We start from the raw sequence: 26,142 nt of genomic DNA, 5'->3' as shown, positions 1-26,142 counted from the left end.
CGCCGCCTTCTCCGGTCGTGCAATGAGCCGTCAGACTTCGACCGGAAGTCCTAGGATCAGGAGAGCCCTAGGATCAGGAGCCCGAGCCGAGGCACTTGTTGGTCTTGGTGTTAAAATTGCCGCACTTCTTGCCGACCCAATCGCCGACCAGGTCCTTGGAGCCGTCGAGCTCCTTCGACCAGGCGTCGCCGGCAACGAGACCGGGCGTCTTCCAGACCACGTCGAACTGGCCGTTCGCCTTGATCTCGCCGATGAACACCGGCTTGGTGATGTGGTGGTTCGGAAGCATCTTGGAGGTACCGCCGGTCAGATTCTTGGCTTCGATACCCGGGAGAGCGTCGATGACCTTGTCGGGATCGGTCGACTTGACCTTCTCGACCGCCTTGACCCACATGTCGAAGCCGATCACGTGCGCTTCCATCGGATCGTTGGTCACGCGCTTCGGATTCTTGGTGTAGGTCTGCCACGCCTTGATGAACTTCTCGTTCTCCGGCGACTTGATCGACTGGAAGTAGTTCCAGGCGGCGAGGTGGCCGAGCAGCGGCTTGGTGTCGATGCCAGCGAGCTCTTCCTCACCCACCGAGAACGCGACGACCGGGATATCCTTCGCCTTGATGCCCTGGTTGCCGAGTTCCTTGTAGAAGGGAACGTTGGCGTCGCCGTTGATGGTCGAAACCACCGCGGTCTTCTTGCCGGCAGAGCCGAATTTCTTGATGTCGGCTACGATCGTCTGCCAGTCGGAATGACCGAACGGCGTGTAATTGATCATGATGTCTTCCTGGGCGACACCCTTCGACTTCAGGTAGGCTTCCAGGATCTTGTTGGTGGTGCGCGGATAGACGTAGTCGGTGCCCGCGAGCACCCAGCGCTTCACTTTCTCGTCCTTCATCAAATAGTCGACGGCGGGGATCGCCTGCTGGTTCGGCGCAGCACCCGTGTAGAACACGTTGCGCTCGCTTTCCTCGCCCTCGTACTGCACGGGGTAGAACAGGATGCTGTTCAGCTCCTTGAAAACCGGGAGCACCGATTTGCGCGATACCGAGGTCCAGCAGCCGAACACGACCGAGACCTTGTCCTTGGTGATGAGTTCGCGCGCCTTCTCGGCGAACAGCGGCCAGTTGGAGGCGGGGTCGACGACGACGGCTTCGAGCTTCTTGCCGTTCACGCCGCCTTTCTTGTTCTGCTCGTCGATCAGGAAGAGGATGGTGTCCTTCAGCGTGGTTTCGCTGATGGCCATGGTGCCGGAAAGGGAGTGCAGCACACCGACCTTGATGGTGTCGTCGGCGGCCTTCGCGCCGGTCAATGAGGCCAGACCGAGCATCAGTCCGGCGGTCGCGGCGATCACGCCGCGGCGGCTAAATGACGCCGCTATATCGTGAGTGGATTTGGTAAGCATGATGGTATCATCTCCCTGACGCAGACGTGAAATAAGACGCTGCGAAACGGCCCCACGGCCGCCTGCGATTAACGGAATCGCAAGAACCATGCCATGGGCTGAGCACATGCCAACCTATTGGTCAGACTAGACAATTTTACCGCAATCCAACTTTCGCCGCAGCGAGGTTGCTCAAGATTTGGGCGAATAAAATGTATGCTAATGCGGCAGGCTGGTTATTTTTTGAGCAAAGTTACAGCTATGTCTAAATTTCCGGCATAACTATTTCTGTACCGCAATCGCCGTTTCAGGCTGCCGTGCCTTGAAAGCGCCCCGTGGATGTTCCATATGAGGGTCCGAGACCTCTTGCGAATCAAGCGGTCGTAGCGAGCCGCGTGTTCTTAAGCCCTTTCGGGCGTCTGGCTTGCCCCATCCCACAAGCCATCCGACACCCCAAACACGCAGGTGTCTATTCGACACCCTTATTGCGCGTGCCCCGCTGATTGCCGGGCGCCCGCTTTCGACATGGAAAGAACCCATCTTTTGACTTCCTTTCAGGACTTCGGCCTTGCCGAACCCATCGCGCGTGCTCTCGCCGAAGAGAATTACGTCACCCCCACCCCCATCCAGGCCCAGACGATTCCCACGGCGCTGACCGGCCGCGACGTTGTCGGTATCGCCCAGACCGGAACCGGCAAGACCGCGTCCTTCGCGCTGCCGATCCTGCACCGCCTGCTGGAGAACCGGATCAAGCCGCAGCCCAAGACCTGCCGCGTGCTGGTGCTCTCGCCCACCCGCGAGCTCTCTGGCCAGATCCTCGACAGCTTCAATGCCTATGGGCGCCACGTCCGGCTAGCCTCGACGCTTGCCATCGGCGGTGTGCCGATGGGCCGTCAGGTCCGCTCGCTGATGCCGGGCGTCGATGTTCTGGTGGCCACCCCCGGCCGTCTGCTCGACCTCGTGCAGAGCAATGGGCTGAAGCTTGGAAGCGTCGAATTCCTCGTGCTCGACGAGGCCGACCGCATGCTCGACATGGGCTTCATCAACGACATCCGCAAAATCGTCGCCAAGCTGCCGATCAAGCGGCAGACGCTGTTCTTCTCGGCCACCATGCCGAAGGACATCGCCGAGCTCGCCGACGCGATGCTGCGGGACCCGGCCCGCGTTGCGGTCACCCCGGTCTCCTCGACCGTGGAACGCATCCAGCAGCGCATCATCCAGGTCGACTTCTCTTCCAAGCCCGCCTTACTGGCCAAGCTGCTGAAGGACGAGCCGGTCAACCGCGCACTGGTTTTCACCCGCACCAAGCACGGCGCGGACAAGGTGGTGAAGACGCTTGAGAAGGCCGGCATCCCCGCCAGCGCCATCCACGGCAACAAGTCGCAGAACCATCGCGAACGGACGCTCGCCCAGTTCCGGACCGGTGAAATCCGCACGCTGGTCGCCACAGATATCGCCGCTCGCGGCATCGATGTCGACGGCATCACCCACGTCATCAATTTCGACCTGCCTAACGTGCCGGAGACCTATGTGCATCGCATCGGCCGCACCGCGCGCGCCGGCGCCGAGGGCACCGCGATCTCGCTGGTCGCAGGCGGCGAGGAGCTCAGCTATCTCCGCGATATCGAGCGGCTGATCAAGGTGGCGCTGCCCCGGGAAGACCGCCGCACGGATGCGGGCCGCGCCGACGCGGGCCCGCCCCCGTCGCAGCAACGCCCGGGCCGGTCGAGCCGCCCGGGCCAGCGCCCGCAGGGCGCAAGGCATGGTGACGTGCGGCGTGCTGACGGACGGCATGGTGCCGGCAAGCAGAGCGACGGAAGGCCTGGCGAAGGTCGCCCCGGTGACGGACGGCATGCCGACGGCAGGCCGGGCAATGCCGCGAAGGGCCCGAACGGCTCTCGCCGGACCCGGTCCGGCGGCAAGAAGCACGCATCGCCAAACGAACGACCGGAACAGCGTTCGGCGCATAGCGCCGGCAAGCCTGATGGGATACAAGGCGTGGCCTTTTTGCGCCGGGACAGTCGGCCGATGGGCCAACCGACCCGCAAACCCTATTCGCACTAGCCGTCCACGACCTGGAGAAATTCATGGCTAAGGAAGAGCTGATCCAGTTCGAAGGACTGGTCACCGAAATCCTCCCCGACGCGCGCTACCGCGTGCAACTCGACGCCGGACACGAGATCGTCGCCTATACCGCCGGCAAGATGAAGAAGAACCGCATCAAGACGCTGGCGGGAGACCGCGTGACGGTGGAGATGTCGCCCTATGACCTCGAGAAGGGCCGGCTGATTTTCCGCCACAAGGACGAACGTCCCAGCGGGGCGGGCGGACCTCCGCGTCCCGGACAGCGCGGCGGCCAGTTCCGTCGCCGCTGATCCGCTTCAAATACCTCATGCGGAAGTAGAATTCTGACCTGTATTCCGATCCGCCGTGTCCATCGCGGCGGATCAAAAAATCGTGCGCGTCAGGATTGTTTTGAGGCCTTAATTCCAATAAAATCGGCTCATCGATTTTCGGCCGGACGACATTAGCATCCACCGGTACAGCCGGTTCAGACACGCTGACGACCCTTCCAGAAACTCGATCTAACCCGCCTGCGAAAGTAGGCTTCGACACTGTATATCTGAGAAGGAACTACCCCGTGAGCATGGGAACCGTGAAGTGGTTTAACGCGACAAAGGGCTTCGGCTTCATCCAGCCCGACGATGGCGGCCAGGACGTCTTCGTACATATCAGCGCCGTCGAGCGCGCCGGCCTCGGCACGCTGCGTGAAGGTCAGAAGGTCTCCTACGAGATCGTGGCCGACCGCCGTTCCGGCAAGTCGGCAGCGGACAACCTCCGCGACGCCGGTTGAGCCCACGGGCCTTTGGCCCGGATCGGCTCAAGCGAGCAAGCCAAAGGAAAAGGCCGCGCGATGCGCGGCCTTTTTTTCTCATTGTAGGGTCTGCTCGCAGATTTCAGCACGACGACGGTACGCCGTTGTAAGGAACGCAGCTGACTTGGCGCGGCCGCGTGTAGGAGACATCGCTCAGCGGTATGCTCGACTTCAAGACGTAGCCTACGGTAGGTGTGTAAGTGTAGCTCACCTCGCTGAGTACGAGGTAGGTCTTTGGCATCAGGAGCGACGCGGGAATTGTCGAGGTTACCTTGTCGCCGGCCTTCCGAGCCGAGGTCGCCAGCGTCGCTTGTGTCGCGCCGCTCGCAATGGTGCCGGACTTGCTCCATTGGACCGTGGCAATACTGTTGGCATCGATATAGATCTGGGAGATCGTGCCCCTCACGAGAGTAGCGTCGTAAGGCATGATGATCGAGATGCTTGCCGTAAACGAATTCTGCATGTCGGAATCGACGAGCGTCGTCGACTGCGATGTCAAATCGGACAGAGTCCGTGCGATCAACGTCACTTTGCGATCGATCGCCACTGCTGACGAAAACTCCACGGTGCCGAAGAACATCACCAGCATCACCGGCACGATCACCGCGAATTCGGTTGCCGCAAGCGCGCGCCTGTCGGCGGCGAAATCGCGCACGGAGCGACGGCCATTCCTCCAGATATCCGCAATCGCCAACATCGTTTCGCCCAGATCCATGTGACTCAGAAGGGTTCATTCTTGAAGGCGGTGGTCGCAACCAGCAGCCGCTTGTTGCTGCACCCGATGTTGTAGCCAAGGCCAGTGACGATGAGCGGCCATTGATAGAAGAGCCGCACCACGACGACTTGGCCGGTGCTGCCGGCACTGTACTGCATGCCGGCTGGGTTGAAGTTGCAGGAATCGCCATAGCTGGGAAGGCTGAGCGCCCCGAAGGAGTTGTTACTCACGACGTCGACGAAGAGCTTACTGCAATCAAACAGCGCCGGGATCTGAGTGCAGACATAGGCCTTGAACGTTGTCTGATCGCACGCCATGGCCACGCCGGGCGTGGTCTGACAGGCTGCCACCGAGCCGCCCTGCGCTTGCGCCTGCCCGGTCAGCACCACGCGCGCGGCATTCTGCGTGATGGTCTCGAGCACCTGGCTCGCGAAGAACATCAGCGCCGTCTCGATGATGGCGAACAGCAGCGCGAAGAAGAGCGGAGCGACCAGCGCGAACTCGACGGCTGCGGAGCCGCGGCGGTTGCTGCGAAACCGACGCAGCGCTTTCCGGAGCGTAAATTTCGTAGATGCAGGCGATGGCATCGCGTCAAACTCTCCAGCGGCGGCGATCATCTGCCCCGTTCAATAACGGAAACTGATTGTTGAAGTGTTTCGCGGAGCCGGAACGTCGGGGTCCGTTCCGTTAATCAGCCGTTAGCCATCATCGGCTTTCGCGCCACCGTTCGCTGAACGGTCCCCTTCACCACGCCGGGTGAAGGACGGCTATCGCCGGTCGCACATGGGATCGCAACTGAGCACTTCCGAACCGCCGGAGGATCCCCGGTACACGGTAATGAACTTGCCGTCACCGGCACTCGCGACATTCGCTTTCTCGGCGTCGGCGATGCTGCGAAGCGCGAGCGACAAGGTCCCGCCGAGACGGGCTCGCGCCAGAATCTGCACCTCGTTGGGCGACAATTCCAGCGTGGCCGTTTTTCCCAGCACCGCGTTCTGGCCGTCTTTTTCCTTCGGCGCCTGGTCAATGGCAAGAACACGTATGCTGGGGAGAATGACCTGCGACGTGATGATATCCGCCGCCGGAGGAGCATCGGGATTCGACGCGGTCTTCTCGCGCTTGGTCAAGACCACGTCGACGCGGTCGTTCGGCAGGATGAAGCCGCCTGCGCCTGTTTCTGCCGATATTTCCGTTGAAACGGCCCGTTTGCCTGACGGCAGGATGGCGGCCATGAAACCCGATCCATTGGCCTTGACCAGCTTCTGGTCGCGAATGGGCTCGCCAGCGATGAACGGTTGACGCGCAATCGAGCCGGTGAGTTCTGTAACCGCTTCGGGCCGCTCGTCGCGACGAATGAAACTGCCGCTTGCCGACGATTTCACCCAAGTCTGCCATGCAACGAGGTCGGGATTCACCGTCTGACCAAGTCCGATATCCGACTTGGCGACAAGAACATCGACGGTCGGCAACTGCGCGACGGGTGGAGCCGCAGGCACGTTGCTGGTGTCGGATCTGCTGGCCAGATAGGCGGCGGCGGCGCCAGCCACCAGAGCGATCGCCAGAACGATGAGACGGGCGGACTTCATAACGCTTTACTCTCACAAGACGCCCAGCAGAGCGGCCTCCGCTGCGCTTCAACTTGAACACTTGCCAGTCAAGGTTGGGTTAACACGGGCTTCACTTACTGCCGGAACGGAAACGCCAATTGGCCCCCGATCTCCTTCGGCATGGTCGCTTCGTCCTTGCCGTAATCCTGCGGCAGTTTCCCCTGCGGCATGCGGAAGGTGCCGAACAGCACGTCCCAGATCGGGAACGTCCCGGCAAAATTGGTGTCACCGCCCTCTTCAAGCGCAGTGTGGTGCCAGCGGTGGAACACCGGCGTCGCCAGCACATATTTGAACGGCCCGAAGGTCCAGTTCAGGTTGGCGTGCACGAAGGCCGAATGGAAGGTGGTGAACGGACCGACCCAGATCATGACATTCGGGGAGATGCCGGCCATCAGCAGCACGACGTCGACGCCGATCGTCCCGAGCATGAGATTGACGGGATGGAAGCGGGCCGCGGAAATCCACCCGATCTCCTCCGACGAATGATGGATGGCGTGGTACTTCCAGAACCCGCCGTCGTGAAACAGCCGGTGCAGCCAGTACAGCATGAAATCGGACAGCACCAGGAACAGCAAGGCCTGCACCCACAGCGGCAACTGCGCCAGCGGGCCATGGCCGTTGTCGTAGAAGGCAATGAGCCCGTCGGCGTCGTGGATGTTGAAGACGGCACCGGCACCGACGATCAGGAGTCCGATCCGCATGGTGCGGGCGAACACCGGAACGAAGAACCAGTAGCAGATGTCGGTGAGGATCTCGCGCTTGCGCCACCACGGGGCGCCGGGATTGCAGGCCCAGAAATGCTCAAGTACGGTGAATACCGCCGCGAGCACGAAGGTGACGGGGACCACCTTCTCGATGGTCTCGCCGAGCATCAGGGCGACTTGCATGGGCAGGCTCGACATCATCGCCTCTCTTCCGAATTTCTGATCCCGCTTACGCCTACTCCGTGAAATTTAAGGGACGGTGAAGTCGGCGGCGCGCGCGATGCGCATCTGGAACTGGAAGAAATGCAACTGCGCCCTTAAGGCCAAATTCACTCTGGGCAGAAGCATCGGGCGGGAAGCGGGTTTGTCCGATCGAATTAACTCTACCGAAACAGCTCGCTCTCATGGTTGTCGCGTCAAGAACAGCGCCGAACGAGGCGATCACACCCCAGATGGAGTTTAGTTCATGAAGAACCTGATTGCGCGTTTCGCGAAGGATGAATCCGGCGCCACCGCCATCGAGTATGGCCTGATCGCCGCCGGCATCGCGCTGGCCATCATCACCGTCGTCAACAATCTCGGCAGCACGCTGAACACCAAGTTCGGCTCGATCAGCACCTCGCTGAAGTAAGCGACCGACGAACGACGGCAAAAGCCCCGGAGCTCCGGGGCCTTTGTTTTTCTGAATGCGGCGAGTTCCAGTGGCGTTGCGCGAGTACAGAACCGATGCCGCGATTGCGGCGAGCGAGGCGGGGGAGGCCGAGGCCTTTTCGCCGGCCTACTGGGTTTGCCTTGCGCTGCTGCTCGCGATGGCCGTCCTCGCCGCGCGCATCGTCAGCATCTGGTGAGCGCGTCTCCGGCGGGTTCCGGCTCTTGGGGGCCGCTGCCGCCGTTGTCGGTTTGTTTAGCAACTGCCGGCTAGCATGCGACGACGCCCCGCCCCCGCGACGAACCCAGGCTCAAGACGCAGCCCATGATCCTCGACCTTGCGCGCCTTCTGCTCTTCCCGGCCCTGATGGCGTTCGCCGCCGCGAGCGATCTCTTCACGATGACCATCTCGAACCGCGTGTCGCTGGCGCTGGTCGCAGGCTTCTTCGTGCTCGCTTTTGCGGGTGGCATGGCACCTTACGAGATGCTGACCCATGTCGGCGCCGGCGCGCTGCTCCTCGTCGTGGCCTTCACCTGCTTCGCGATGGGCTGGATGGGCGGCGGCGACGCCAAGGTCGCGGCTTCGGTCGCGCTCTGGTTCGGCTTCGCCCAATTGATGGATTTCATGCTGTACGCCTCGCTGTTCGGCGGAGCGCTGACGCTGCTCCTGCTCCAGTTCCGGCAATGGCCATTGCCTTACGTGCTGGCGGGCCAGGCCTGGCTGGCCCGGCTGCACGACAAGGAGAGCGGCATTCCTTACGGCATTGCGCTCACGCTTGGCGCGCTGATGGTCTATCCGGAGACCGAATGGGTGAAGGCGATCGATCTCGCTCACCTCGCCCTGCGCTGAACACACCGGGTAAACCCGGCGTTAAGCCGATTTAGATACGCCTCATTAACCATGCTTTGACGAATAGCTGGTCAACTGCCGATCAAGGCGGCGGCTGCGTCGCGGCGTTTTGTGGAAAGTGAAGCGTATGAATAGGGCACGCATAGTCGTCCTGACGGTCGCCATCTGCGCCGGCGGAGTCGCCGCGTACCTGGCGAGCGGCTCGGACAACTCTGCGCCGCCATCGGCTCCGGTCGCGCAGCTTCCAACCGTCGACGTCCTGGTGGCCAAGAACGACATCGGCCTCGGCCAGACCGTGAAACCGGAAGACGTGCAATGGCAGACCTGGCCGGCTGCGACCGCCAGCGCCACCTTCATTCGCCGCAACGAGCGTCCGGAAGGCGCGACCCAGGTGACCGGCTCGATCGCGCGTGCTCCCTTCATCCAGGGTGAGCCGATCCGCGACCAGAAGCTGGTCAAGGCCGAGGGTTCCGGCTTCATGGCGGCGATCCTGCCGACCGGCATGCGCGCGATCTCGACCGAAATCTCGCCGGAGACCGGCGCGGGTGGCTTCATCCTGCCCAACGACCGCGTCGACGTGCTTCTGACGCGCCGCCTCAAGAACCCCGACCAGAGCAACGGTGCTCAGGACATCGTGACGTCCGAGATCATCCTGGCCAATGTTCGCGTGCTGGCAATCGACCAGGCGCCGAAGGAGAAGGATGGCCAGAACGCGGTGGTCGGCAAGACCGTCACCCTCGAGCTCAATCCCACGCAGACGGCGACGCTCTCCGCAGCCCGGCAGAGCGGCACGCTGTCGCTGGCGCTGCGCAGCATCGTCGACGTCAAGTTGAGCGAGATCACGCTCGATGATTCCGCGCAGAAGCGCGATGGGGTGTCGATCATTCGCTACGGCATCCCAAGCTCGACGGCGAAGGCACGATGAGGACTGTCGATATGAAATGCAGGGCAGATTTGACGACGATGCGAACCTCCGCGGTCCGCGCCCTGTCGTTTTCGGCCGCCTTCGCGCTGACGCTCAACCCGGTGCTCACCCCCGTGATCGCCGCCGACTACCGCCCAGTGGCGCAGGCCGCGGCTGACGGTCAGATGAACGCGCGCTTCGTCTCGCTCGGCGTCGGCAAGTCGATCGTGATCGACCTGCCGCGCGACATCAAGGACGTTCTGGTCGCCGATCCCAAGATCGCGAACGCGGTAGTCCGCTCGGCTCAGCGCGCCTACATCATCGGCGCCGCGGTCGGACAAACCAACATCGTGTTCTTCGATTCCGCCGGTCAGCAGATCGCGGCCTATGACATCGCGGTCAAGCGCGACCTCAACGGCGTGCGGGCCGCGCTGAAGCAGATCCTGCCCAATTCCGACATCCAGATCGACGGGCTCGGCGACGGCGTCGTCCTGACCGGCACGGCAGTGAATCCGCTGGAAGCGCAGCAGGCCAATGATCTCGCGGCGCGCCTTGCCGGCGGCGCCGACAAGGTGGTGAACTCGATCGTGGTCCGCGGCCGCGACCAGGTTATGCTGAAGGTGACCGTCGCCGAAGTCGCGCGCACCATCGTCAAGCAGCTCGGAATCGACCTCACCGCGAACCTGAACTATGGCACGTCGGTGGTGAGCTTCACCAACTCCAACCCCTTCACGGCTCTTGGCAAGAACCTGGTGGATGGCAACGCGCTGACCACAAAGTTCGGCGCGACGCCGTCGGTGCAGGCCACCCTGCGCGCGATGGAGACCGCGGGCGTGATCCGGACGCTGGCCGAGCCAAACCTCACCGCGATTTCGGGTGAGTCGGCGACGTTTGTCGCCGGCGGCGAATTCCCGGTGCCGGCAGGCTATGCGTGCGACCCCGTCACGCATGTCTGTACCACCCAGATCAGTTTCAAGAAGTTCGGCATCTCGCTCAACTTCACCCCCGTGGTGCTGAGCGAGGGCAAGATCAGCTTGCGTGTGATGACCGAGGTCTCGGAACTGTCGAACGAAAATGCGATCACGCTGTCGCAGGCTGTAAGCTCGACGTCGGTCAACTCGCTGACGGTGCCCTCGATCAAGACCCGCCGTGCGGAGACCTCGCTGGAAATTCCCTCGGGCGGCGCGATGGCGATGGCCGGCCTGATTCAGCAGCAGACCAAGCAGGCGGTCAGCGGACTGCCGGGGCTGATGCAGCTCCCGATCCTCGGCACGCTGTTCCGCAGCCGCGACTTCGTCAACAACGCGACCGAGCTGGTCGTGATCGTGACACCTTACGTCGTTCGTGCGGCGGCGCCAAAGGACCTGTCGCGGCCGGATGACGGTTTCGCCGCGCCCGCCGATCCGCAGGCCGAGTTGATCGGCAATATCAATCGCATCTACGGCGTGCCCGGCCGGACCGAACCGGCCAAGAACTACCGCGGCACCTACGGCTTCATTACCGACTGAGGCGGAACGGGGACTTCACGATGATCACAGCACCACCCCAGATTCGCAAACGCGCCATCCGCCTCAGTGGCGCGCTCGTCGGCATCGCATTCGCCCTCGGCGGCTGCCAGCACGACGAAGCGGTCACGGCCTCTATTCCCGACGACTACAAGCAGCGCCATCCGATCGCGATCGAGGAGCAGAACCGCTCGATCGTCGTGTTCGTCGGCCACGCCCGCGGCGGATTGACCGCCGCCCAGCGCGCCGACGTGATGGGCGTCGCCTCGGCCTGGCTGCACGAAGGCACCGGCGCCATTCGTATCGACGTGCCGTCCGGCACGCCCAACGCGCGTCCGGTCGCGGACACGATGCGTGAGATCCAGGCGATGCTGGCCGGCGCGGGCGTTCCGCCGCGCGGCGTCAACATTCGCCCCTACCAGCCGGACGACAAGCGCTTCCTGCCGCCGATCCGGCTCACCTATTCCAAGATCGCCGCGGTCGCGGGTCCCTGTGGCCTGTGGCCTGAGGACATCGGCCCTTCGATGAAAAACAAGAGCTGGTTCGAGAACAAGGACTATTACAATTACGGCTGCGCCTATCAGCGCAACATGGCCGCGATGATCGACAATCCGTCGGACCTCGAGCAGCCGCGGCCTGAAACGCCGTCCTACACGGCGCGTCGCACCACGGCCCTCGAGAAGTATCGCAAGGGAACTTCGACGGCGACCACCTATCCTGAAGCCGACAAGGCCAAACTCAGCGACACCGGCAAATGATCAGCTACGCTCGCCAGACTCAACAAGAGCAGCCGGACGCGCCGACGCCGGTCGAGGAGCATATTGCCCCTGCGCCGCGCGTGTCGGTCCAGGCTTTCTGCGAGACCGTCGAGACCGCTGCCGCGGTGCAGTCGGCCGGCGAGGACCGTCGTCTCGGCAAGGCCCATCTGAAGATCCAGATGGGCGGCATGGCGGCCGCGATCGAAGCCTACCGCTCGGCGCCGACGCCGAACGTCATCGTGCTCGAGAGCGACGGCCGCAACGATCTTTTGTCCGGGCTCGACCATCTCGCCACGGTCTGCGACGCCGGGACCCGCGTGGTCGTGATCGGCCGCATCAACGACGTCATGCTCTACCGCGAGCTGGTGCGCCGCGGCGTCAGCGACTACGTGCTCGCGCCGGTCGGCGCGATCGACGTCGTGCGCTCGATCTGCAACCTGTTCTCGGCGCCGGAAGCCAAGGCGGTCGGCCGCATCATCGCCGTGGTCGGCGCCAAGGGCGGCGTCGGCGCGTCCACCATCTCCCACAACGTCGCCTGGGCGATCGCGCGCGACCTCGCAATGGACGCGGTCGTCGCCGATCTCGACCTCGCCTTCGGCACCGCCGGGCTCGACTACAACCAGGACCCGCCGCAAGGTATTGCGGATGCCGTGTTCTCGCCGGATCGCGTCGACACGGCCTTCATCGACCGCCTGCTGTCGAAATGCACCGACCATCTCAGCCTGCTGGCGGCGCCGGCGACGCTCGACCGGGTCTATGATTTCGGCACCGACGCCTTTGATGCCGTGTTCGACACGCTGCGCTCCACCATGCCCTGCATCGTGCTCGACGTTCCGCATCAATGGTCGGGCTGGACCAAGCGCGCCCTGATCGGGGCGGACGACATCCTGATCGTGGCGGCGCCTGATCTGGCGAATTTGCGCAACGCCAAGAACCTGTTCGATCTGCTGAAGGCTGCACGGCCCAACGACCGGCCTCCGCTCTACTGCCTGAACCAGGTCGGCATCCCGAAACGGCCCGAAATTGCCGCCGCCGAATTCGCCAAGGCGATCGAGAGCCAGCCGGTCGTCTCGATCCCGTTCGAGCCGCAAATCTTCGGCTCGGCGGCCAACAACGGCCAGATGATCGCGGAAATATCCGCCAACCACAAGTCGATCGAGATGTTCCTTCAGATCGCCCAGCGCCTGACCGGCCGCAGCGAGACGAAGAAGCAAAAGTCGTCTTTGCTTTCACCCCTGATTGAGAAGTTGCGCGGAAGATAAGTCCCCGCATGGAGTTGTTAAGTGTTCGGTAAGCGTAGCGGAACAGACACCGATACTCGGGCTCCCAAGCCCGGCGCCGTGTCGCCAGAGCCTGCCCAGGCTCCGGCGCCCGCGGTGTCGCGCGCGCCGCCCCCACCGGCCGTCGCCTCGCCGCCGCTTGCCCCCGCCCGGTCAGCGCCGGCCATGGAATCCCGCCGCTCGGACAATTATTACGAGGTCAAGGCGACGATCTTCGGCGCGCTGATCGAGGCCATCGACCTCGCCCAGCTCGCCAAGCTCGACTCCGAATCCGCGCGCGAGGAAATCCGCGACATCGTCAACGAGATCATCGCGATCAAGAACATCGTGATGTCGATCGCCGAGCAGGAAGAGCTGCTCGACGACATCTGCAACGACGTTCTCGGCTACGGCCCGCTGGAGCCTCTGTTGTCGCGCGACGATATCGCCGACATCATGGTCAACGGCGCCGATACCGTTTACATCGAAGTCGACGGCAAGATCCAGCGCACCGGCATCCGCTTCCGCGACAACCAGCAGCTCCTCAACATCTGCCAACGCATCGTCAGTCAGGTCGGCCGGCGCGTCGACGAATCCTCGCCGATCTGCGACGCGCGCCTCGCCGACGGCTCCCGCGTCAACGCCATCGTGCCGCCGCTGTCGATCGACGGGCCCACGCTCACCATCCGCAAATTCAAAAAGGACAAGCTGACGCTGGATCAGCTCGTCAAGTTCGGCGCGATTTCGCCGGAGGGCGCCGAAATCCTCCAGATCATCGGCCGGGTCCGCTGCAACGTGCTGATCTCCGGCGGCACCGGCTCGGGCAAGACCACGCTGCTCAACTGCCTGACCAACTACATCGAGCACGACGAGCGCGTCATCACCTGCGAGGACGCGGCCGAGCTCCAGCTCCAGCAGCCGCACGTGGTACGACTCGAAACCCGTCCGCCCAACATCGAGGGCGAAGGCCAGGTCACCATGCGCGAATTGGTGCGCAACTGCCTGCGTATGCGCCCCGAACGCATCATCGTCGGCGAGGTCCGCGGACCCGAGGCGTTCGACCTGCTCCAGGCCATGAACACCGGCCACGACGGCTCGATGGGCACGCTGCACGCCAACAATCCGCGCGAAGCGCTGTCGCGCTGCGAATCCATGATCACGATGGGCGGCTTCTCACTGCCCTCACGCACCATCCGCGAGATGATCTGCGCCTCGATCGACGTCATCGTCCAGGCCGCGCGCTTGCGCGACGGCTCGCGCCGCATCACGCACATTACCGAGGTGATGGGCATGGAAGGCGACACCATCATAACCCAGGACATCTTCCTCTACGACATGGTCGGCGAGGACGCCAACGGCAAGATCATCGGCCGGCACCGCTCGACCGGCATCGGTCGCCCGAAGTTCTGGGAGCGTGCGCGCTATTACGGCGACGAGAAGCGCCTTGCCGCCGCGCTCGATGCGGCGGAAGTCGCGCCGAATACATGAGCAGATCGGCGCAGCCATGAACATGCAGGTCCTCGCCCTCGCCTTCCTCGCCACTGCCGCCGTCGGCGGCATCGCCTGGGTGTTCCTTTATCCGCTCCTGTCCGGAGAGCGGAAGGCGGAAGGCCGCCGCGCCTCGATCGCGCGCGCCGAAGCGCCCGCGGCCAAGCAGACCGAGAAGAGCCAGCGGTCGCGCCGCGAGCAGGTCGAGACGTCGCTCAAGGATCTCGAGGCGAGGCGCCAGCAGGAGAAGAGCGTTCCGCTCGGTGTTCGCCTGTCGCAGGCCGGCCTCGACTGGACGACACAGAAGTTCTGGATCGTGTCCGCCGTCGTGGCGGGAGTGCTGTTCGCGGCCGCTCTGTTCGTCGGCGGCGGCCTGCTTGGTGCCGCCGGTCTTGCCTTTGCCGGCGGCTTCGGCCTGCCGCGCTGGGCGCTGGGCTTCCTGAAGAAGCGTCGCGAAAGCAAATTCCTGGCGGCGCTGCCCGATGCGGTCGACGTGATCGTCCGCGGCATCAAGGCGGGCCTGCCGCTGTTCGAATCGATCAAAGTCGTCGCCGCCGACGCGCCTGAGCCGCTGCGCAGCGAGTTTCTGACCATCATCGAGACGCAGGCGATCGGCATGCCGCTCGGCGAGGCCTGCTCGCGTCTCTACGAGCGCATGCCGCTGCCGGAAGCCAACTTCTTCGGCATCGTCATCTCGATCCAGCAAAAATCCGGCGGCAACCTCTCCGAAGCGCTCGGCAATCTCTCCAAGGTGCTGCGCGACCGCAAGAAGATGAAGGAAAAGATCCAGGCGATGTCGATGGAAGCCAAGGCCTCGGCCGGCATCATCGGTTCGCTGCCGCCGATCGTGATGTTCCTCGTCTATCTCACGACGCCGCACTACATCTCGATTCTGTGGACCCATCCCACCGGCCAGCTTATGCTGGTCGGCTGCGTCGTCTGGATGTCGATGGGCATCATGGTGATGAAGAAGATGATCAATTTCGATTTCTGACGGTGCCGTATGGTCGAATTTCTGGTTTCGAAACTGCATGACGTCCACTTCATGACCATGCTGCTGGCGGCCATCGCCGCCAGCGCCACGGTCTATACGCTGGTGATGCCGCTTTTCGCCGGCGAAGGCCTCTCCAAGCGCATGAAGGCTGTGGCGAGCGAGCGCGAGCGTATCCGCCAGCGCGAGCGCGAACGCCTCAACAAGAGCGAGAAGGTCTCGCTACGACAAGCGCCGAAGCAGGTCGTCTCCCGGGTCGTCGAGGACTTCAACCTCGCCAAATGGCTCGCGCAGGAAGCCGCGCGCGACAAGCTCATCATGGCGGGCTATCGCGGCCAGGCACCCTACATCACATTCCTCTTCGCCCGCATGGTGGCTCCGCTCGTGCTGTTCGTCGGCTCGATCGTCTACGTGTTCCTGATCGCGCATATGGAGCAGTCGATGCCGATCAAGATCGGCATCTGCGTCGGCGCCGCCTATCTCGGCCTTCAGGCGCCAATGCTGTTCCTCAAGAATGCGATCTCCAAGCGCCAGCTCTCGATCAAGCGCGCCTTTCCCGATGCGCTCGACCTGCTCCTGATCTGCATCGAATCCGGCATGTCGGTCGAAATGGCCTTCCGGAAAGTCGCCACCGAAATCGTGGGCCAGTCGATCGCGCTGTCGGAAGAATTCACCCTGACCACGGCCGAGCTGTCCTATTTGCAGGATCGCAAGGTCGCCTATGAGAACCTGGCGCGGCGCACCGGGCTCGAGGGCGTCAAGTCGGTGTGTCTCGCGCTTCAGCAGGCGGAGCGCTACGGCACCCCGCTCGGGCATTCCTTGCGCGTCATGGCGCAGGAAAACCGCGACATGCGCATGAACGAGGCCGAGAAGAAGGCCGCCGCGCTGCCGCCGAAGCTGACGGTGCCGATGATCCTGTTCTTCCTGCCGGTGCTGTTCGTGGTCATTCTCGGACCGACCGGCATCAAGATCACCGAGATGCACTGACCTCAAGAGGCGGACCGCGCGCAGTCCGCCGGCAGCTTCAGGATTGCAAGATCAGGATCTGATCAGTCGGGCTGGCTGAGCGAGGCGACCGGCGTCCGCTTCGATGCGCCGCGTGGAGCGTCGCTGCGGCTCAGCATTTCCTTCAGGTAAGCGACATTGGCCGCGGCCTGGTCCGGCGGCAGGTCGGCCTTCACGATCGTCTCGGCTTCGGCGAAGCGGCCCTGGAGACCGACGACGAGGCCAAGATTCTGCCGCACCCGGCTACTGCCACGCGGCGAGGCGTAGGCCTGCCGCAACGCCTCTTCGGCCTTCGGCAGATCCTTCGACAACATGTAGGACAGGCCGAGATTGGAGAGCACGCCGGGATCACCCGGCGCGATCCTCAGCGCGCTCGCATAATAGGAACGCGCCTCGTCGTGGCGGCCCATCTGATCGAGCGCTGTGCCCTGCACCGAGAGCAGGCGCCAGTCCGGATTGTCGGGCGAATGCGCCTTCGACAGCACGTCGAAGGCTTGCTGAAAATTGCCGTTGTCGGCGAGCGCACGGCCATACTGCGCGAGCAGCGCCTTGTTGCCGGGATTGGCGATGGTCGCCTGCTCGAGCACCGCGGCGGCCTGGGCGCGCTGACCGTTGGCGCGCAAGGCCTGGCCGTAGCCGAGCGCCGCGTCGGCGTCCTTGGGATTGGCACGGTAGCGCTCGCCATAGACCTCGACGGCGCGCGGGGGATCGGCGGGAGCGGCTTCCGCCCGCGACCCGACAGAGCCCGTGACTTCGGAGAGCTTCGACATGGCCGTGCAGCCGCCGAGGCCCATGGCCACCGCCGCGACCAGCGAAGTGGACGCGAGAAGCCGGGCAAGACTGAACCGTTGACGCATGACGCTTTGACTCTCGAGCCGATTGATCGAGCCGAACGCGCCAGCAATAGACTGTTAACCCTAACACTCGGTTAACGTCAGCCTGCCTGTCCCTCACTGCGGTGCCTGCGGCAGCACCGCGCCGTCCGCGACGTGGTTTCGCTCGCCCGATCAATATTCGATGGCAAGCCGCTTGCGGATTTCATCGATGCGCTTGTCGAGCGCATTGAACCGCGCGTGTACGGAGCGGTCATGGAGATAGAAGACGTAGCCGCCTGCAAGGAAAGCGAATATCCAATGATGATGCTCGACATAGCTGAAAACCGCCTCGACCGCCTGGCCGATGAATGTGACGATGCTCCACACGACATCCATTGCATTTCCTCCCGGCAGGCTTTGTCTTCGGTCGCCGTCGGTCTCCGCAGCTGACGACGTTGTCTGGAACCTAGCATGGCCCCTCTGCTGCGAGTAGCGGCTCACCGAGCGGTGACAGCAAGCCGATTGCAGCGGCGGCGAAACTCTGCGAAGTCTGCTTCATACCCTTGACCCGTTTGATCTGACGTTCCGGACCCGCCAATGCCTTCTGTCTTCGAGACGTCGCCCACCGCCATCCCGATCACCTTCGTCACCAGGTCGAGCTGGGATGCGGTGCGCGAGATGTTGCCGCCGGCGCAACGCCAATTCGCCACCGCGAGCGCCTTTGCCGCCAAGCCGGGCGGCTATCTGGCGCTGCCCGCGCCCGATGGCGCGATCGCGCAAGTGCTGTTCGGCCTCGATGACGATGGCGCGAGATCGCGCGACCTGTTCCGCCCGGGCGCCCTGCCCGGCCTGCTGCCGCCGGGCACCTATCGCTTTGCCAATGCACCGCACGATGCGCGGCTGGCGTCGCTCGCCTTTGCACTCGGCAGCTATCGCTTCGCCCGCTACCGCAAGGCTGACCGCCCGGACGTCCGCCTGGTGCCGCCCGACGGCATCGACGCGGCCGAGATCAACCGCATCGCGGATGCCGCGATGCTGGCTCGCGATCTCATCAACACGCCGTCCAACGACATGGGGCCGGAGGAGCTGGCCGCAGCTGCGCAAGACCTTGCCGCCGAGTTCGGTGCAAGCTTTGCCTGCACCATCGGCGAGGATCTGAAGACGAATTTTCCACTGATCCACGCCGTCGGCATGGCCTCCGACCGCGCGCCGCGGCTGATCGATATCAGCTGGGGCGATCCGGCTGATCCCAAGGTCACCCTGGTCGGCAAGGGCGTCTGCTTCGACACCGGCGGGCTCGACCTCAAGCCGTCGAGCGGCATGCTGATCATGAAGAAGGACATGGGCGGCGCCGCCAACGTGCTGGCGCTCGCGCGTATGGTGATGGATGCGAAGCTCAAGGTCCGCCTGCGCGTGCTGATTCCGGCCGTGGAGAACGCGGTCGCCGGCAATGCCTTCCGCCCGCTCGACATCTTCACCTCGCGCAAGGGCATCACGGTCGAGATCGGCAACACCGATGCCGAAGGCCGGCTGGTGCTCGCCGACGCGCTGGCGCTGGCCGACGAGGAGAAGCCGGACCTGCTGATCGACCTGGGCACGCTGACCGGCGCGGCACGCGTCGCGCTGGGACCGGATTTACCGCCCTTTTACACCAATGATGAGACGCTTGCCGCCGATGTCGCGCGTTGCGCAATCAAGGAGAACGATCCATTGTGGCGCATGCCGCTGTGGCCGCCCTACGATGCGTGGCTGGACTCCAAGACGGCCACCATCACCAACGCGCCGTCGGGCGGCTTTGCCGGCTCGATCATTTGCGCGCTGTTCCTGCAACGCTTCGTCGAACACGCCAGGAGCTGGCTGCATGTCGACATCTACGGCTGGACGCCGTCGGCAAAGCCGGCCCGGCCCGAGGGCGGCGAATGCCAGGCCGCGCGCGCGATCTACACATTGCTGAGCGAGCGCTATGCATGATCCAAGACACGATCCAAGGCTGACACCGGCGCGCGGCGACCTCGCCGCGAAATATCTCGAAGGCGAGCTGCAAGCGGATCGCTTCGTCACGGGCGAGGAATTCGAGGTGTTCGAGGCGGTCGCGCCCGTGCGCGAGCAGCCGTCGTCGAACGCGATGCTGATGACACAAGCGCTGCGCGGCGAGCGCGTCACGGTCTACGATCGCAACGGCGAAGGCTGGGCCTGGGGCCAGCTTGCCGGCGATGGTTATGTCGGCTGGCTGCCTGATGCAGCGCTCATGAAGCCGTCGGCCATCCCGACCCACGTGATCAGCGCGCTCCGAACGTTCGCTTTCCCTGGTCCCTCGATCAAGCTGCCGCCGGCCGATACGCTCGTGATGGGATCGAAGATCGCGGTCGCACGCGAGGATGGCGGCTTCGCCCTGACGCGCGACGGACAATATCTGCCGAAGGCTCATCTCGCGCCGCTCGATCGTCGCGAGCCGGATTTCGTCGCAGTCGCCGAGCGTTTCGTCGGCACGCCCTATCTCTGGGGCGGCAAGAGCAGTCTTGGCATCGATTGCTCAGGCCTCGTGCAGGTCTCGCTGACATCAGCGGGCATCGGCTGCCCGCGCGACAGCGACATGCAGCAAGCCGGTCTCGGCCGCGCACTGGAGCCGCGTGAGCGTGGCAAGCTGCAGCGCGGCGATCTCATTTTTTGGAAGGGCCACGTCGCTATCGTCCGCGATGGCAGCACCATGGTTCACGCCAACGCGCATCACATCGCGACGGTGATCGAGGCGACCGAGCCGGCGATCGCGCGGATCAAGGCGGCCGGCAGCGATGTCATCGCGATCACGCGGCTCTGACGGGAGTTACGTCGCCGCCAACCCGTTTCCGGCCGTCTCGAGCCGGAACGCGGCCGCAAACAGCGCGCGTGTATAATCCGTCTTCGGGCTCTTGAAGAGTTCGGCGGCCTGGCCTTCCTCGACCACCTTGCCGCCGCGCATCACGATGAGATGGCTCGCGAGCGAGGCGACGACGCGCAGATCGTGCGAGATGAACATGTAGGTGAGGTCGCGCTTGCGCTGGAGTTCCCGCAAGAGGTCGACCATCTGCGCCTGGATCAGCATGTCGAGCGCACTGGTCGGCTCGTCCAGCACGACGAAATCCGGCTCCAGCACCACCGCGCGCGCGATGCTGATGCGCTGGCGCTGGCCGCCGGAGAATTCATGCGGATAACGATAACGGGTGTCCGGCTTCAGCCCGACATCCTCGATCGCCTTGACGACGCGCGCCTCGCGCTCCTCGCGCGACAGCTTTGGCTGATGCACGGAGAGACCCTCGGCGATGATGTCGGCGACCGACATGCGCGGACTGAGCGAGCCGAACGGATCCTGGAACACGATCTGCATGTCGCGCCGGAACGGCCGCATCTCCTTGAAGCGCAGGCCCTGGATGTCTTTCCCCAGGAACACGATGCGCCCGCTCGAGGAAATCAAGCGCAGCAGCGCCAGCCCGAGCGTGGTCTTGCCCGAGCCGGATTCGCCGACGACCCCGAGCGTCTCGCCCTTGCGCACGGCGACGCTCACACCGTCGACCGCCTTGATGTGGCCGACCGTCTTGCGCATCAAGCCGCGTTTGATGGGAAACCACACTTTCAGATCGTTGGCCGACATCACCACCGGCGCATCCGGCTGCGGCGGCGCCGGATCGGGCTTCGGCTCCGCCGCGAGCAGGTCGCGCGTGTAGGGATGCTTCGGACTGGTAAAGACCTGCTCGACCGGTCCCTGCTCGACGATCTCGCCACCCTTCATGACACAGACAGTGTCGGCGATGCGGCGTACGATGCCGAGATCGTGGGTGATGAAAAGAAGGCTCATGCCGAGCCGGGCGCGGATCTCGGCGAGCAACGTCAGGATCTGCGCCTGCACGGTGACGTCGAGCGCCGTGGTCGGCTCGTCCGCGATCAAGAGGTCCGGCTCGTTGGCGAGCGCCATCGCGATCATCACGCGCTGGCGCTGGCCGCCAGAGAGCTGGTGCGGATAGCTCTTCAGCCGCGTTTCCGGGTCGGGAATGCCGACCTGTGTCAGCAATTCCAGCGTCCGCCTGCGCGCCTCGGCATTGCTGGTCGGATTGTGCAGCTGGATGATCTCGCCGATCTGCGCCTCGAGCGTGTGCAGCGGATTGAGCGAGGTCATCGGCTCCTGGAAGATGATGGAGATGTCGCTGCCGCGAATCCCGCGCATCTGCGGCTCGGACTGGTCGATCAGCTCGCGCCCCTTGAAGCGAATGCTTCCGGAAGGGTGCGAGGCGTTCGGATAGGGCAGCAGCTTGAGGATCGAGAGCGCGCTGACCGACTTGCCGGAACCGGACTCGCCGACCAGCGCCACGCATTCGCCGCGCTTGATCTGGAACGAGACCTTGTCGACTGCGAGCGTCGTCGCGCCGCCCTGGTGGAAAGCCACCGAGAGATCGCGAACGGCAAGCAGGGGCTGGTTGATCGCGTCCATTTTGCTACCTGAACGTCTTGCGCGGGTCGAAGGCATCGCGCACGGCTTCGCCAATGAAGATCAAAAGCGACAGCATGATCGCGACAGAGAAGAAGCCGGAGAAGCCGAGCCAAGGTGCCTGCACGTTGGACTTCGCCTGCGACAGCAGCTCGCCCAGCGACGGGGAGCCGGGCGGCAGGCCAAACCCCAGGAAGTCAAGAGCCGTGAGCGTCATGACCGACGAGGAGACGATGAACGGCAGGAACGTCATCGTCGCGACCATCGCGTTCGGCAACAAGTGCCTGAACATGATCACGCCGTTCGACACGCCGAGCGCCCGCGCCGCCTGGATATATTCGAAATTGCGTCCGCGCAAAAATTCCGCGCGCACGAGGCCGACCAGCGACACCCAGGAAAACAACAGCAGAATGCCGAGAAGCACGAAGAAGCCCGGCACGAGCACTGACGACAGGATCAGCAGCAGATAGAGCGAAGGGATCGCGGTCCATATCTCGATGAAACGCTGGAACAACAGGTCGATCCAGCCGCCGAAATAGCCCTGCACCGCGCCGGCCGCGATGCCGATGACGGAGGAGACGATGGTCAAGCAGAGGCCGAACAGCACTGAGATGCGGAAACCGTAGATCAGCCGCGCCACCACGTCGCGGCCCTGGTCGTCGGTGCCGAGCCAGTTGTATTCGAGGTCGCGGCAGCTCTTCAGGCCTTTCTTCTCCACGACGGGTTTGCACTGCGCTTCCGTCAGCATCCAGGTCGGCGGAGATGGCGCCGGTGTCGGCAGATCGAGATTGTGGGTGTCGTAGGAGTAGCGGATCAACGGCCAGACGATGCTGCCGCCCTTGTCCTTGATCAGCTTCTGCAAATAGGGATCGCGGTAGTCGGCCGCGGTTTCGAAATCGCCGCCGAAGGTCGTCTCCGAATAGGTGACGAAGGCCGGCCAGTAGAGATGACCGTCATATTTGATCAGGAACGGCCGATCGTTGGCGATCAGCTCGGCGAACAGCGACACCACGAACAGGATCATGAAGATCCAGAACGACCAGTAGCCGCGCCGGTTCGCCTTGAAATTCTGCCAGCGCCGCCTGTTCAGCGGCGACGGCACGAACGGCTTCCGCGTGATCGGCACGGCAACGCCGAGCGGCGACTTCGCAGTGGTTTCGATCGGCGTGGTGGGGGCCGCCAGCGTCATCAGACCTCCCGTGCCTCGAAATCGATCCGCGGATCGATCCACATGTAGGTCAGGTCAGAGATGAGGTTGATCACGAGGCCGACGAGCGAAAAAATGTAGAGCGTACCGAACACCACGGGATAGTCGCGATTGAGCACGCTCTCGAAACTGAGCAGTCCCAGCCCGTCCAGCGAGAAGATGGTCTCGATCAGAAGCGAGCCCGAGAAGAAGGCGTGAATGAAGGTGCTGGGAAAGCCCGCGATGACGATGAGCATTGCGTTGCGGAAGACGTGGCCATAGAGCACCCGGTTCTCGCCGCAGCCCTTCGCGCGCGCGGTCATGACGTATTGCTTGCGGATTTCGTCCAGAAACGAGTTCTTGGTCAGGAACGTCATGGTGGTGAACGCGCCGAGCCCCATGGCGATCAGCGGCAGCGTCAAATGCCAGAAGTAATCGATGATCTTCCAGTACCAGGGAAATTGCGACCAGCCGTCCGACGTCAAACCGCGCAGCGGAAACCAGTTGAAGAAGGAGCCCCCGGCAAACAGGATGATCAGGAGGATCGCGAACAGGAAGCCGGGAATCGCATAGCCGAGCACGAGCACGCTCGAGGTCCAGGTGTCGAAGCGCGTTCCGTCCTTGACCGCCTTGCGGATGCCGAGCGGAATCGAGATCAGGTAGGTCAGCAGCGTCAGCCAGATGCCGAGCGAGATCGAGACCGGCAACTTTTCCTTGATGAGCTGGAGTACGCTGACGTCGCGAAAATAGCTCTTGCCGAAGTCAAAGCGGGCGAAATTCCACACCATCAGCGCGAAACGTTCCGGCGCCGGCTTGTCGAAGCCGAATTGCACCTCCAGCTTCTTGATGAAGTCGGGGTCGAGCCCCTGCGCGCCGCGATATTTCGAGTTGATGGCATCGCCGCCGGCCCCTAACTGTCCCGGCGCGCGCTGCGCAAAGTCGCCGCCGCCAGAAATGCGCGAGCTGCCGCCGGTATCAGCCCCGGACAATTGAGCGATGACGCGTTCGACCGGGCCGCCAGGGGCGAATTGCACGACGACAAAGGACACGAAGAGGATACCGAGCAAAGTCGGGATCATCAGGAGGATGCGGCGGGCGATATAGGCGCTCATGGCTATTTCGCCTGATCGAGCTTGGTCGACTTGGCGCGGTCATGCCACCAGATGTCGGGGGCTCCCACGCCATTGGCGTAACGCGGCAGCTTCTGCGGATGACCGAATTGGTCCCAATAAGCGAGCCGGTGCGTCTTGTTGTACCATTGCGGCACCCAATACCGGCCGGCGCGAAACAGGCGATCGAAGGCACGGCAGGCGACGGTTAATTCCCCGCGGCTCTCGGCCGCCATGATCTTCTCGATCATGGCGTCGATGGCCGGACTGGCGACACCGGCGAGATTGTACGATCCCTTGGTCGCAGCGACCTGCGAGGAGAAGAACGCACGCATGGCGTCGCCCGGCGTCGCCGACATGCTGAAACGCTGGATCGTCATATCGAAATCAAACTCTTCCTGGCGCGCCTTGTGTTGCACGGCATCGACGACACGCACGCTCGCCTCGATGCCGAGCGTCGCGAGATTCTTGATGTAAGGCGCATGGTGCGGCTGGAAGGAAGGCTCGTCCAGCAGGAACTCGATCCTGAACACCTCACCATTCGGCAGCATTCGCTTGCCGTCCTTGATGGGCATGCCAGCTTCGTTCAGCAATTGCTGCGCCTTGCGCAACAGCTTGCGGTCTTGCCCGGAGCCATCCGAGACCGGAGGCGTAAATGGCGAGGCGAACACTTCCTCGGGGATCTGCCCGCGAAACGGCTCCAGCAGCCTCAGCTCTTCCGGCGAAGGAGGCCCGTTGCTCGCCATGAGATCCGAGTTCTGGAACGGCGACACGGTGCGCGCATAGGCACCGTACATGATGGTCTTGTTAGTCCATTCGAAATCGAAGGCATCGATCAAAGCCTCGCGCACACGAGGGTCCTTGAATTTGTCGCGACGCGTGTTGATGAACCAACCCTGCGCGCCGGACGGCGTGTCGTCGGGCACGACCTCCATCTTGACGCGGCCGTCCTTCACGGCGGGAAAATCGTAGCGCGTCGCCCAGATGCGCGAGGTGAATTCCTCACGATAAAGATAGTTCTTGCCGGTAAAACCCTCGAAGGCGACATCGCGATCGCGATAGAACTCGTAGCGCACGACATCGAAATTGTAGCTGCCGCGGCAGGCCGGCAGATCGGCGGCCCACCAGTCCTTCACGCGCTCGTATTCGATGTGGCGGTTGACCTCGAATTTTCCGATCTTGTAAGGCCCTGAGCCAAGCGGGATCTCCAGCGACGTTTCGTCGAAGGCTCGAGCGGCATAGTACGCTTTCGAAAAGATCGGCAAACTTGCGACGTAAAGCGGCACGTCGCGCGCCCGTCCCTTGGCAAACGTGACGACGAGTGTCGCATCGTCGATCGCTTCCGCGCTGACCAAATCGCGCATCTGCACGATGATCAGCGGATGGCCTTTCGTCTTCAGCGCAATCAGCGAAAACGCCGCATCCTGCGCGGTAAGCCTGGTGCCGTCATGGAATTTCGCCTCGGGCCGCATCGTGAAGCGATAGACCAGCTTGTCGGACGAAATCTGCACGGATCCGGCGGCAAGCCCGTACATCGCATCCGGCTCATCGTTTGCGCGGACCATCAGCGGCGAAAACGTCATGTCCATGCCTTGCGCGCCGTCCCCCTTCAGGATGAAGGCGTTGAGCGAGTTGAAGGTCTGGTAGGACTGGTTATAGGCACGCACCGACGGGATGAGCGAGAATGTACCGCCCTTGGGCGCATCGAGATTGACATAGTCGAAATGGTGAAAGTCGGCGGGATATCTGAGATCGCCGAATGCGGAGATGCCGTGCGCCTCGGCCGGCATCTCCGACGCCGCCGCGCCCCGCAGCCGGGCCGCGCTGATCGCGCCGCCGACGCCCAAGGCCAGCACATGCCGGCGTGAAAGCTGCGCCATGCGAGAAAT

At 63.4% G+C, this 26,142-nt stretch carries 26 protein-coding genes; 15 read left to right on the top strand and 11 right to left on the bottom strand.

Features of this window, described 5'->3' with window-relative positions; all coding sequences use genetic code 11:
- Positions 1-73 precede the first annotated feature (73 nt).
- The gene (gene urtA, locus IVA80_RS37460; RefSeq protein WP_247440130.1) at positions 74-1,396 is read right to left on the bottom strand and encodes an urea ABC transporter substrate-binding protein; all 1,323 of its coding nucleotides are present in this window, start codon (positions 1,394-1,396) and stop codon (positions 74-76) included.
- Between the two features lie 504 nt (positions 1,397-1,900).
- Between urtA and IVA80_RS37455 the strand changes: the two genes are divergently transcribed.
- From IVA80_RS37455 to IVA80_RS37445, 3 genes are all read left to right on the top strand, one after another.
- Positions 1,901-3,439, top strand: coding sequence for a DEAD/DEAH box helicase (locus IVA80_RS37455; RefSeq protein ID WP_247440129.1), 1,539 nt, complete (start codon positions 1,901-1,903; stop codon positions 3,437-3,439).
- 23 nt (positions 3,440-3,462) lie between these two features.
- On the top strand, positions 3,463-3,750 hold the full coding sequence (gene infA / locus IVA80_RS37450; protein WP_148755275.1) for a translation initiation factor IF-1: 288 nt from the start codon (positions 3,463-3,465) through the stop codon (positions 3,748-3,750).
- 266 nt (positions 3,751-4,016) lie between these two features.
- Positions 4,017-4,229 carry a cold-shock protein gene (locus IVA80_RS37445; RefSeq protein WP_247440128.1) on the top strand — a complete coding sequence of 71 codons (213 nt, stop codon included), beginning with the start codon at positions 4,017-4,019 and terminating at the stop codon, positions 4,227-4,229.
- Between the two features lie 103 nt (positions 4,230-4,332).
- Here the strand turns inward: IVA80_RS37445 and IVA80_RS37440 are convergent, their stop codons facing one another.
- The 4 genes from IVA80_RS37440 to IVA80_RS37425 all read right to left on the bottom strand — a co-directional run bounded on the left by IVA80_RS37440 (position 4,333) and on the right by IVA80_RS37425 (position 7,474).
- Entirely contained in the window at positions 4,333-4,947 is a 615-nt protein-coding gene (locus IVA80_RS37440) for a TadE/TadG family type IV pilus assembly protein (protein ID WP_247440127.1), read from the bottom strand.
- A gap of 23 nt (positions 4,948-4,970) precedes the next feature.
- The gene (locus IVA80_RS37435) at positions 4,971-5,552 is read right to left on the bottom strand and encodes a TadE/TadG family type IV pilus assembly protein (protein ID WP_247440169.1); all 582 of its coding nucleotides are present in this window, start codon (positions 5,550-5,552) and stop codon (positions 4,971-4,973) included.
- A 180-nt stretch (positions 5,553-5,732) separates the two neighbouring features.
- On the bottom strand, positions 5,733-6,551 hold the full coding sequence (cpaB, locus tag IVA80_RS37430) for a Flp pilus assembly protein CpaB (RefSeq protein WP_247440126.1): 819 nt from the start codon (positions 6,549-6,551) through the stop codon (positions 5,733-5,735).
- A 95-nt stretch (positions 6,552-6,646) separates the two neighbouring features.
- Positions 6,647-7,474, bottom strand: a complete 828-nt coding sequence (locus IVA80_RS37425) for a sterol desaturase family protein (protein WP_247440125.1) — start codon at positions 7,472-7,474, stop codon at positions 6,647-6,649.
- A 268-nt stretch (positions 7,475-7,742) separates the two neighbouring features.
- Here IVA80_RS37425 and IVA80_RS37420 point away from each other — a divergent pair, with 268 nt between their 5' ends.
- The 10 genes from IVA80_RS37420 to IVA80_RS37375 all read left to right on the top strand — a co-directional run bounded on the left by IVA80_RS37420 (position 7,743) and on the right by IVA80_RS37375 (position 16,666).
- Complete coding sequence (locus IVA80_RS37420) at positions 7,743-7,907, top strand: Flp family type IVb pilin (protein ID WP_129274995.1); 165 nt, start codon at positions 7,743-7,745, stop codon at positions 7,905-7,907.
- Positions 7,908-7,977: 70 nt separating this feature from the next.
- Positions 7,978-8,124 (top strand): hypothetical protein, encoded by a 147-nt coding sequence (locus IVA80_RS37415; RefSeq protein ID WP_247440124.1) that lies wholly within the window; start codon positions 7,978-7,980, stop codon positions 8,122-8,124.
- 125 nt (positions 8,125-8,249) lie between these two features.
- Positions 8,250-8,774 (top strand): prepilin peptidase, encoded by a 525-nt coding sequence (locus IVA80_RS37410; protein WP_247440123.1) that lies wholly within the window; start codon positions 8,250-8,252, stop codon positions 8,772-8,774.
- Positions 8,775-8,901: 127 nt separating this feature from the next.
- On the top strand, positions 8,902-9,699 hold the full coding sequence (gene cpaB / locus IVA80_RS37405) for a Flp pilus assembly protein CpaB (protein ID WP_247440122.1): 798 nt from the start codon (positions 8,902-8,904) through the stop codon (positions 9,697-9,699).
- Positions 9,700-9,710: 11 nt separating this feature from the next.
- Positions 9,711-11,186 carry a type II and III secretion system protein family protein gene (locus IVA80_RS37400; RefSeq protein WP_247440121.1) on the top strand — a complete coding sequence of 492 codons (1,476 nt, stop codon included), beginning with the start codon at positions 9,711-9,713 and terminating at the stop codon, positions 11,184-11,186.
- A gap of 20 nt (positions 11,187-11,206) precedes the next feature.
- The gene (locus tag IVA80_RS37395; protein WP_247440120.1) at positions 11,207-11,941 is read left to right on the top strand and encodes a CpaD family pilus assembly protein; all 735 of its coding nucleotides are present in this window, start codon (positions 11,207-11,209) and stop codon (positions 11,939-11,941) included.
- Positions 11,938-13,203: an AAA family ATPase gene (locus IVA80_RS37390; protein WP_247440119.1), complete on the top strand. Its 1,266-nt coding sequence runs from the start codon at positions 11,938-11,940 to the stop codon at positions 13,201-13,203. The genes IVA80_RS37395 and IVA80_RS37390 overlap by 4 nt, the downstream gene beginning before the upstream one ends.
- 21 nt (positions 13,204-13,224) lie before the next feature.
- Positions 13,225-14,688, top strand: a complete 1,464-nt coding sequence (locus IVA80_RS37385; RefSeq protein WP_247440118.1) for a CpaF family protein — start codon at positions 13,225-13,227, stop codon at positions 14,686-14,688.
- A gap of 16 nt (positions 14,689-14,704) precedes the next feature.
- Entirely contained in the window at positions 14,705-15,682 is a 978-nt protein-coding gene (locus tag IVA80_RS37380; protein WP_247440117.1) for a type II secretion system F family protein, read from the top strand.
- 9 nt (positions 15,683-15,691) lie between these two features.
- Positions 15,692-16,666, top strand: a complete 975-nt coding sequence (locus tag IVA80_RS37375) for a type II secretion system F family protein (RefSeq protein ID WP_247440116.1) — start codon at positions 15,692-15,694, stop codon at positions 16,664-16,666.
- A 62-nt stretch (positions 16,667-16,728) separates the two neighbouring features.
- On the opposite strand, the gene IVA80_RS37370 is transcribed toward IVA80_RS37375, so the two are convergent.
- On the bottom strand, positions 16,729-17,541 hold the full coding sequence (locus IVA80_RS37370; protein ID WP_247440115.1) for a tetratricopeptide repeat protein: 813 nt from the start codon (positions 17,539-17,541) through the stop codon (positions 16,729-16,731).
- A gap of 150 nt (positions 17,542-17,691) precedes the next feature.
- A complete protein-coding gene (locus IVA80_RS37365) occupies positions 17,692-17,895 on the bottom strand; it encodes a hypothetical protein (protein WP_247440114.1) in 204 nt (67 codons plus the stop codon).
- Positions 17,896-18,096: 201 nt separating this feature from the next.
- On the opposite strand from IVA80_RS37365, the gene IVA80_RS37360 reads away from it, so the two are divergent.
- A complete protein-coding gene (locus IVA80_RS37360) occupies positions 18,097-19,470 on the top strand; it encodes a leucyl aminopeptidase family protein (protein WP_247440113.1) in 1,374 nt (457 codons plus the stop codon).
- A complete protein-coding gene (locus IVA80_RS37355; RefSeq protein ID WP_247440112.1) occupies positions 19,463-20,317 on the top strand; it encodes a C40 family peptidase in 855 nt (284 codons plus the stop codon). Before IVA80_RS37360 ends, IVA80_RS37355 begins: the two co-directional genes overlap by 8 nt.
- A 6-nt stretch (positions 20,318-20,323) precedes the next feature.
- On the opposite strand, the gene IVA80_RS37350 is transcribed toward IVA80_RS37355, so the two are convergent.
- From IVA80_RS37350 to IVA80_RS37335, 4 genes are read right to left on the bottom strand one after another with little or no spacing between them, the layout of a single operon-like run.
- Complete coding sequence (locus IVA80_RS37350; RefSeq protein WP_247440111.1) at positions 20,324-21,961, bottom strand: ABC transporter ATP-binding protein; 1,638 nt, start codon at positions 21,959-21,961, stop codon at positions 20,324-20,326.
- A 4-nt stretch (positions 21,962-21,965) separates the two neighbouring features.
- Positions 21,966-23,147: an ABC transporter permease gene (locus IVA80_RS37345; protein WP_247440110.1), complete on the bottom strand. Its 1,182-nt coding sequence runs from the start codon at positions 23,145-23,147 to the stop codon at positions 21,966-21,968.
- The gene (locus IVA80_RS37340; protein ID WP_247440109.1) at positions 23,147-24,256 is read right to left on the bottom strand and encodes a microcin C ABC transporter permease YejB; all 1,110 of its coding nucleotides are present in this window, start codon (positions 24,254-24,256) and stop codon (positions 23,147-23,149) included. Before IVA80_RS37340 ends, IVA80_RS37345 begins: the two co-directional genes overlap by 1 nt.
- Before the next feature lie 2 nt (positions 24,257-24,258).
- Positions 24,259-26,133, bottom strand: a complete 1,875-nt coding sequence (locus IVA80_RS37335; RefSeq protein WP_247440108.1) for an extracellular solute-binding protein — start codon at positions 26,131-26,133, stop codon at positions 24,259-24,261.
- Between the last annotated feature and the right edge of the window lie 9 nt (positions 26,134-26,142).

The organism is Bradyrhizobium sp. 139 (assembly GCF_023074175.1).
GTDB lineage: Bacteria > Pseudomonadota > Alphaproteobacteria > Rhizobiales > Xanthobacteraceae > Bradyrhizobium.
This window is presented reverse-complemented; position numbering and strand designations above follow the sequence as displayed.

Bases quoted from the DNA above. Each gene is read 5' to 3' on its own strand.
- urtA (WP_247440130.1), bottom strand. From the start codon at position 1,396: ATGCTTACCAAATCCACTCACGATATAGCGGCGTCATTTAGCCGCCGC.
- IVA80_RS37455 (WP_247440129.1), top strand. From the start codon at position 1,901: ATGGAAAGAACCCATCTTTTGACTTCCTTTCAGGACTTCGGCCTTGCC.
- infA (WP_148755275.1), top strand. From the start codon at position 3,463: ATGGCTAAGGAAGAGCTGATCCAGTTCGAAGGACTGGTCACCGAAATC.
- IVA80_RS37440 (WP_247440127.1), bottom strand. From the start codon at position 4,947: ATGTTGGCGATTGCGGATATCTGGAGGAATGGCCGTCGCTCCGTGCGC.
- IVA80_RS37435 (WP_247440169.1), bottom strand. From the start codon at position 5,552: ATGCCATCGCCTGCATCTACGAAATTTACGCTCCGGAAAGCGCTGCGT.
- cpaB (WP_247440126.1), bottom strand. From the start codon at position 6,551: ATGAAGTCCGCCCGTCTCATCGTTCTGGCGATCGCTCTGGTGGCTGGC.
- IVA80_RS37425 (WP_247440125.1), bottom strand. From the start codon at position 7,474: ATGTCGAGCCTGCCCATGCAAGTCGCCCTGATGCTCGGCGAGACCATC.
- IVA80_RS37420 (WP_129274995.1), top strand. From the start codon at position 7,743: ATGAAGAACCTGATTGCGCGTTTCGCGAAGGATGAATCCGGCGCCACC.
- IVA80_RS37410 (WP_247440123.1), top strand. From the start codon at position 8,250: ATGATCCTCGACCTTGCGCGCCTTCTGCTCTTCCCGGCCCTGATGGCG.
- cpaB (WP_247440122.1), top strand. From the start codon at position 8,902: ATGAATAGGGCACGCATAGTCGTCCTGACGGTCGCCATCTGCGCCGGC.
- IVA80_RS37400 (WP_247440121.1), top strand. From the start codon at position 9,711: ATGAAATGCAGGGCAGATTTGACGACGATGCGAACCTCCGCGGTCCGC.
- IVA80_RS37395 (WP_247440120.1), top strand. From the start codon at position 11,207: ATGATCACAGCACCACCCCAGATTCGCAAACGCGCCATCCGCCTCAGT.
- IVA80_RS37390 (WP_247440119.1), top strand. From the start codon at position 11,938: ATGATCAGCTACGCTCGCCAGACTCAACAAGAGCAGCCGGACGCGCCG.
- IVA80_RS37380 (WP_247440117.1), top strand. From the start codon at position 14,705: ATGAACATGCAGGTCCTCGCCCTCGCCTTCCTCGCCACTGCCGCCGTC.
- IVA80_RS37375 (WP_247440116.1), top strand. From the start codon at position 15,692: ATGGTCGAATTTCTGGTTTCGAAACTGCATGACGTCCACTTCATGACC.
- IVA80_RS37370 (WP_247440115.1), bottom strand. From the start codon at position 17,541: ATGCGTCAACGGTTCAGTCTTGCCCGGCTTCTCGCGTCCACTTCGCTG.
- IVA80_RS37365 (WP_247440114.1), bottom strand. From the start codon at position 17,895: ATGGATGTCGTGTGGAGCATCGTCACATTCATCGGCCAGGCGGTCGAG.
- IVA80_RS37360 (WP_247440113.1), top strand. From the start codon at position 18,097: ATGCCTTCTGTCTTCGAGACGTCGCCCACCGCCATCCCGATCACCTTC.
- IVA80_RS37355 (WP_247440112.1), top strand. From the start codon at position 19,463: ATGCATGATCCAAGACACGATCCAAGGCTGACACCGGCGCGCGGCGAC.
- IVA80_RS37350 (WP_247440111.1), bottom strand. From the start codon at position 21,961: ATGGACGCGATCAACCAGCCCCTGCTTGCCGTTCGCGATCTCTCGGTG.
- IVA80_RS37345 (WP_247440110.1), bottom strand. From the start codon at position 23,147: ATGACGCTGGCGGCCCCCACCACGCCGATCGAAACCACTGCGAAGTCG.
- IVA80_RS37340 (WP_247440109.1), bottom strand. From the start codon at position 24,256: ATGAGCGCCTATATCGCCCGCCGCATCCTCCTGATGATCCCGACTTTG.
- IVA80_RS37335 (WP_247440108.1), bottom strand. From the start codon at position 26,133: ATGGCGCAGCTTTCACGCCGGCATGTGCTGGCCTTGGGCGTCGGCGGC.